8 protein-coding genes and 1 riboswitch are annotated in these 5,928 nt (G+C 63.4%); of the genes, 1 reads left to right on the top strand and 7 read right to left on the bottom strand.

Translation table 11 applies throughout. The features are described 5' to 3' along the window. Positions 1-72 precede the first annotated feature (72 nt). From AB7I51_RS17460 to AB7I51_RS17450, 3 genes are all read right to left on the bottom strand, one after another. Positions 73-1,080, bottom strand: a complete 1,008-nt coding sequence (locus AB7I51_RS17460; protein WP_428405547.1) for an IS481 family transposase — start codon at positions 1,078-1,080, stop codon at positions 73-75. Positions 1,081-1,137: 57 nt separating this feature from the next. After that, positions 1,138-1,542, bottom strand: a complete 405-nt coding sequence (locus tag AB7I51_RS17455) for a hypothetical protein (protein WP_428405546.1) — start codon at positions 1,540-1,542, stop codon at positions 1,138-1,140. A gap of 118 nt (positions 1,543-1,660) precedes the next feature. Next, the gene (locus AB7I51_RS17450) at positions 1,661-2,761 is read right to left on the bottom strand and encodes a 2'-deoxycytidine 5'-triphosphate deaminase (protein ID WP_428405545.1); all 1,101 of its coding nucleotides are present in this window, start codon (positions 2,759-2,761) and stop codon (positions 1,661-1,663) included. Between the two features lie 113 nt (positions 2,762-2,874). Next, a riboswitch (SAM riboswitch) is annotated at positions 2,875-2,953 on the top strand. A gap of 76 nt (positions 2,954-3,029) precedes the next feature. On the opposite strand from AB7I51_RS17450, the gene AB7I51_RS17445 reads away from it, so the two are divergent. Next, entirely contained in the window at positions 3,030-4,235 is a 1,206-nt protein-coding gene (locus tag AB7I51_RS17445) for an O-succinylhomoserine sulfhydrylase (protein WP_428405544.1), read from the top strand. A 2-nt stretch (positions 4,236-4,237) separates the two neighbouring features. On the opposite strand, the gene AB7I51_RS17440 is transcribed toward AB7I51_RS17445, so the two are convergent. From AB7I51_RS17440 to AB7I51_RS17425, 4 genes are all read right to left on the bottom strand, one after another. Then, entirely contained in the window at positions 4,238-4,375 is a 138-nt protein-coding gene (locus tag AB7I51_RS17440) for a hypothetical protein (RefSeq protein ID WP_428405543.1), read from the bottom strand. Positions 4,376-4,486: 111 nt separating this feature from the next. Beyond that, a complete protein-coding gene (locus AB7I51_RS17435; RefSeq protein ID WP_428405542.1) occupies positions 4,487-4,894 on the bottom strand; it encodes a hypothetical protein in 408 nt (135 codons plus the stop codon). 4 nt (positions 4,895-4,898) lie between these two features. Next, positions 4,899-5,129 carry a hypothetical protein gene (locus AB7I51_RS17430; RefSeq protein WP_428405541.1) on the bottom strand — a complete coding sequence of 77 codons (231 nt, stop codon included), beginning with the start codon at positions 5,127-5,129 and terminating at the stop codon, positions 4,899-4,901. A gap of 115 nt (positions 5,130-5,244) precedes the next feature. Beyond that, positions 5,245-5,610 carry a DUF2946 family protein gene (locus AB7I51_RS17425; RefSeq protein WP_428405540.1) on the bottom strand — a complete coding sequence of 122 codons (366 nt, stop codon included), beginning with the start codon at positions 5,608-5,610 and terminating at the stop codon, positions 5,245-5,247. Positions 5,611-5,928 lie beyond the last annotated feature (318 nt).

Below are 5,928 nucleotides of genomic sequence, written 5' to 3'. Positions count from 1 at the left end.
GGCGGGCGTGGCTGTGAGGTCGAAGCGGAACGGGTTGGTGTCAGCAACCGAATCCTACGCCGTTTCAGCCACCTATGCTATGCTCGCCAGCCTTCGAACGGCGCCGTCACGAATAAGATGGGTTAGTCCCGGCATTTTCTGGAGCGGGTTGAGTTTGAATCGTTCGGGCTGAGAAGTCCAGCATTTGCAGATGAACTCGTAAGGCGTGAGACCTTTGAGCGTTTTGAGCCGCCGGCCGAAATTGTAGGCGTCGATGAAGTTGGCGAGATGCCGTCGCAACTGGTCGTGATCGTCATAGTGATATCGCTTGACGGTCGCATCCTTGATCGTGCGGTTCATGCGTTCGACCTGGCCATTGGTCCATGGGTGATTTGGCTTTGTGAGGCGATGCTCAATGTCGTGTCGCCGACAAATGCGGTCGAACGGATGGCCCCGCAGCATGGCGGTTGGGCCATTGCGGTTTTTTGGCAGATCGGCGAACTGAATGCCGTTGTCAGTCAGAACCGTGTGGATGACGTAAGGAACGGCGGCAATAAGCTCTTCAAGAAAAGCGGTCGCCATCGCCATGTTGGCCTTGTCGAACAACTTTGCAAAAGCGAACTTCGACGTGCGGTCTATGGCGACGAAAAGATAGAGCTTTCCTTCCGCCGTTTGCACTTCGGCGATGTCGATGTGAAAGAAGCCAATCGGATAGGATTTAAACTTCTTCTTCGCGGGCTTGTCGCCTTCAACGTCCGGCAGCCGGCTGATCCCGTGCCTTTGCAGGCAGCGGTGCAGCGATGAACGCGTCAAATGCGGGATCGTCGCCTGCAAGGCATAGAGGCAATCATCAAGCGGCAGCAACGTGTGACGGCGAAAGGCGACGATGATCGCTTCTTCTTCAAGCGACAGCACCGTGGAGTGCGGGTCTTTCGGCCCCGTGCGCTCGTCAGAAGCCGAAGAGCGCTTCTTCCATTTGGCGATGGTCTTCTGATTGACGCCATATCGCTTGGCCAGAGCCCTCAGGCTCTCTTGACTATTTTGTATCGCTCGACGCACCGCCTCTGTCGTGCGGGCGCTCCCGTGCAGAATCTGACCCATAGTGCATCCTTCCATTCCATGGAAAAGATTGCACCATCAAATCCCGGGATCAAACACCTAGACCAGGTCGCGAAACTCGACGCAAAAGGCCGGGAAATCGAGCGCGGCGTCGGCGAAGCGAGTGCGCGTTTCCTCTATCGCCTCGAAACGATCGACGTCGCAGGTCCGGGCGCGAAAACTTATGCATATTTCAACCCCGGTGCAGACGCCCCCAAATTCGTCAGCGCCTATCACGCATGGCGCCCAGTGAAGGACAGCCGCGGTGTTCGCGTCACGAGCGTCGACGAAATCCTCGAGCGCACAGTCTTGCATGATCCGCAAATTCAGTTTGCCGATAAGCGCGGCGACCGAATCGAATTGCGGAAAATCGACCTCGCATATTGGGCCCTGCATCCCGATGCGGCGCAAAGTTATGTTTATCCGGTGCTGCTTGTCGACGGCGTCATTTTTTCCATGGCGCAACGCAGCGGCGCGAAGCGACTGAATTTTCGCGCGCCTACAACGCCGTCTCGCAGAAGGAGTGCGCCGCCGCGGGGATCTACGCGGATTATCTCGTCGACAGGATCGACTGAGGCGGCTTCTATCCCGCCCTGAAATGCTTGGAGAGCTTCAGGCCCTGCCCCTGATAGTTCGAGATGCCGCTTTCGCCGTAAAGCGCCTGCGGCGTTTCCGCCATGCGTTCATAGACGAGGCGGCCGATGAACTGGCCGTCCTCCAGAATGAACGGCACTTCGCGCGACCGCACTTCGAGAACCGCGCGGGCGCCCGGCCGCCCGTCCGGTCCGGCGCCGAATCCTGGATCGAAGAAGCCGGCGTAATGCACGCGAAACTCGCCGATCGCCGCGTCCATCGGCGCCATTTCGGCGGCGAGATCGGGCGGAATCGCCAGTCGCTCATGCGAGGCGAGAATGTAGAAGTCGCCGGGATCGAGGATCAGCCTGCCGTCGCGCGCCGGCAGCCGGTCCCAGTAATCGTCGATGCGATAGGCGCCGATCCGGTCGACGTCGATCACGTCCGTATGCTTTTGCGCGCGATAGCCGAGGATGCCGCCGAAGGCGCCGGCGTCGAGCGCGACGCGCAGCACGACCCCGTCCCGCAGATTGAGCGGTCCGTCGACGAGCGGCGATCTGCGATGCAGCTCGGCGAGATCGGCGTCGCTGAGCGCCGCGCTCGCCGGCTCGCCTGGCGCATGCGCGCGAAACCGCAGCTGGTTCAATCGCGAGCCGGCGCGCACGCGCACTGAAAAGCTGCGCGGCGACACTTCAGCATAGAGCGGCCCGCGATAGCCGGCGGCGACCTCGTCGAAACGATCGCCGCGGTCCGTGATCAGCCGCGTGAAAATGTCGAGCCGCCCGGTCGAGCTTTTCGGATTGGCGGCGCCGACGATAGAATCGTCGAAGGCCAGACTCTCCATCAGCGGAACGACATAGAAGCAACCGCGCTCCAGCACGGCGCCGTCGCCTTCAAGCGACATCTCGTCATATTTGAGCGCGGAGAGCAGTTCGTCGACGCTGCGGCGCTTGCCCGGCAGAAAGCTCGCGCGGACGCGATAGGCCTTGGGGCCGAGCCGCAGATCGAGGCTCGCCGGCTGAATCTGCCCATGCGCCAGGGGAGCCGCGAGACGAATTTGCCCGGCCTCGACCATCGCCTCAATCTGCCGGCTGGAAAGCACGCCGCCCATTCGCTTGTCGCCCCGTCGCCTTCGGTGAAGCGGATTTTGCGTCCGCATAAGCGCCAAATCGCATCGCCTTTCAAGCCAGGGCCTGTTGACAGTTTGGGCCGGTCTGCCCTCTATTAGGAGAACGTGGTTATTTGAGCCGGCCGGCTTGCCGCCACGAAAAACAACGCGCTAAAAGGCCGGGTCTCCCCGAGGAAACCCTGCCTTTTGCATGGCGGCGCAATTCTTTGCGCAACTGGAAATCGGCGCGACCGCGCCCAAGGGAGAAGCAATGTCCGCAGACGCGCCGCCGCGCAGGCCGTTCAAACCAGCGACGCAACTCGTTCATGGCGGGACGCAGCGCTCTTCCTTCGGCGAATTGTCGGAGGCGCTTTATCTTACGCAGAGCTTCGCCTATCCGACGATGGAGGCGGCCGAGGCGCGGTTCAAAGGCGACGATCCGGGCTTCATCTATTCGCGCTTCTCGAACCCGACCGTGGCGATGTTCGAGCAGCGCATGTGCCTGCTCGAAGGCGCCGAGGCGGCCCGCGCGACGGCGAGCGGCATGGCGGCGGTGACGGCTAGCCTGCTCGCCCAACTCAAAGCCGGCGACCATGTGGTTTCGGCGCGCGCGCTGTTCGGCTCCTGCCTCTATGTCGTCGAGGACCTGCTGCCGCGGTTGGGCATCCCGTCGACGCTCGTCGACGGCGCCGACCTTGAGCAATGGAAGGCGGCGATCCGTCCGGAGACCAAACTCTTCTTTCTGGAGAGCCCGACCAATCCCGGCCTCGAAGTCTATGACCTCAAGGCGATCGCCGACCTCGCGCATGAAGCCGGCGCAAAGCTCGTCGTCGACAATGTCTTCGCGACGCCGCTCCTCCAGAAGCCGTTCGATTTCGGCGCCGACGTCGTCGTCTATTCGGCGACCAAGCATATCGATGGCCAGGGTCGGTGTCTTGGCGGCGTCATCCTCGCCGCGCAGGCGCTGATCGAAGAGAGCGTCCATAATTTCCTGCGTCAGACCGGGCCGGCGATGTCGCCGTTCAACGCCTGGGTGATGCTGAAAGGTCTGGAGACCCTGCCGCTGCGCGCCGCCCAGCAGACCGCGAGCGCAGCCAAAATCGCCGACTTTCTGGCGGGGGAAAGAGCCGTCAGACGCGTCCTCTACCCGTTTCGCGCCGATCACCCGCAGGTCGATCTGGCGCGCCGCCAGATGTCGGGAGGCGGCACGCTGACGAGCTTCGACATGGCGGGCGGCAAAGCCGCCGCCTTCCGGCTCGCCAATACGTTGGAAGTGATCAAGATTTCAAACAATCTCGGCGACGCCAAAAGCCTCATCACCCATCCGGCGACGACGACCCATCAGCGGCTGACGCCGGAAGCGCGCGCGGCGCTCGGCATTGGCGACGGTCTGCTGCGACTTTCGGTCGGCCTCGAGGACGCCGATGATCTCATCGACGATCTCGCGCGCGGCCTATGGGCCGCCGCGCGCGCCTGAGGCTACCGCCGCGTGATCTCCCGCCTTTCCTGACGGACGGGAATTTTTGCCTCCTGCATCGCGCATTCGGCGACGAAATAGGATGCGGCGATTATGGCGCACAGCGTCTCAAGCACGACGCCGGTGATCAGTTCATTCATCTGCATGCCCCCAACGGCCTTCATACGGAATAGACGAAAATCTGCGCGGCGGCCCGCGGCGGCGGCGTGAGAAGAGGTCGACGCCGACGCAGGCCGTTCGCGACGCAGCGACTAAGCGGCCGGCGGCGCCCGCTGGCGGTTGGCCGGGTCGGGTCGGGGCGTCGGCGCGACGCAGTCCGCCACCGTCCACACGAGCCTGAAGCTCGGGACGGGCGTCGCGCCGATCGGGCCGGGCCGCGCCGCGAGAGGCGCAAGACCGCTACAAAACGCCTGACAGAGGATACAGGCGGAGCGATCGTTTTTGGGGCCCAGCCGCCCCGCAAGCGCGTCGGGTTGGGAGGACCCCGACGCGAAACAGATAAAGAGTTGCGCGACCATTGGGCCGCCGACGCCCGACTGGGCGACGCCGCGCGCGAGCGGCGCGACGGCCCAGAGCGACGCCGCCAGAAGCAGCGGCGTCGCGCCAAGCCGCACGCCCGCGCGAAGCGACGAAGCGAAATTGGACGCCCACGGGCGCATCGGTTCAGATCGCGTCGGTCAACGGCCGCGAAAATCTCGCGCGGCGTTCGAGGTCGATGAGGCGAATGGCGCGTTGGTCATTGTCATGCGACTGAGGCCTCGTCGGCGTGCGAGCGGCGAGCGCCGCCATGCCGGGCGCATGACCCGATTGCGGGCGTTCGCGCTTATTTAGAGATTCAAGCGTCGCGCCGGCGACGACGCTTTCCCGGCCGCTCGGCTTTCGTTTACGAAACATGGGCTTGCTCCCGATCCGCCGCTTGCCGCGGCGTTGTCCTTAAGCTGCGCCCGACGCCGCGCGCGCCCGGAGTCCGGGCGAGGCGCGCGAAACGGCGCGTCAGCGTGCGAAGGATTCAGGAGTTGGCGGGAGGCGCTCGCGCCTGTCTTGAATAATCCTGGGGGGGAGTCGGCAGGGCGCGGTCCGCCACCGTCCAATCAAGCGCTGTCCATTGGACGGGCGCCTTGCCAAAATGAATGGTCCGCGCCGCCAACGGCGCGACCCCATCGCAATGGTTTTGACAGAACAGGCAGGCGTCCCTGGGGCGCTTTGCGTGGCCAGGCGCCTGCGTTTGGTCGCCCGAGGCGACGTCGGTAAAGCAAAATTCCTTGAGGGCGTCGCCGGCGCCGATCCGCGACGCGACGCCCGCCGCAACAGGCGCGAAGGCCTGAACGGTCAGCGCGAGCGCGAACAGCAGAACTGTCAGCCAGTTGCGACGCATAAACTCTTGTGCCTTGGATTCGGCGCGCCCGTGGATTTCACAGGCGCGCGCTGATGTAAGCAAAAAGCAGAGGCCGCGACAAGTTAATCTTGGAGCGGTCAGTTCGCTGCGGCAAAGCGTCTCACCCAGTGATTGCAACTTTCCCGAATGACATAGGCGGATCGCCGTGAAGCCTATCTGAACGTCGACGTGGAGCCTCCCCGATCGATCGTTACGCCTGCGCCATCCGGGCCGCCAAGGTCGTAGTTCAGCGCGATGAAGAAGGTGCGCTGAGGATAGGGGTTTGGATTCACATAGGCCTTCCAGCGACCGATGTTG

Source organism: Methylocystis sp. (assembly GCF_050246715.1).
In the GTDB taxonomy this organism is placed as follows: Bacteria; Pseudomonadota; Alphaproteobacteria; order Rhizobiales; family Beijerinckiaceae; genus Methylocystis.
Note: the sequence above shows the minus strand (reverse complement) of the source record. Positions and strands in the feature narration are given on the sequence as shown.

Coding starts and splice junctions, on each gene's coding strand:
- AB7I51_RS17460 (WP_428405547.1), bottom strand. CDS start 1,080: ATGGGTCAGATTCTGCACGGGAGCGCCCGCACGACAGAGGCGGTGCGT.
- AB7I51_RS17450 (WP_428405545.1), bottom strand. CDS start 2,761: ATGGGCGGCGTGCTTTCCAGCCGGCAGATTGAGGCGATGGTCGAGGCC.
- AB7I51_RS17445 (WP_428405544.1), top strand. CDS start 3,030: ATGTCCGCAGACGCGCCGCCGCGCAGGCCGTTCAAACCAGCGACGCAA.
- AB7I51_RS17440 (WP_428405543.1), bottom strand. CDS start 4,375: ATGAATGAACTGATCACCGGCGTCGTGCTTGAGACGCTGTGCGCCATA.
- AB7I51_RS17435 (WP_428405542.1), bottom strand. CDS start 4,894: ATGCGCCCGTGGGCGTCCAATTTCGCTTCGTCGCTTCGCGCGGGCGTG.
- AB7I51_RS17430 (WP_428405541.1), bottom strand. CDS start 5,129: ATGTTTCGTAAACGAAAGCCGAGCGGCCGGGAAAGCGTCGTCGCCGGC.
- AB7I51_RS17425 (WP_428405540.1), bottom strand. CDS start 5,610: ATGCGTCGCAACTGGCTGACAGTTCTGCTGTTCGCGCTCGCGCTGACC.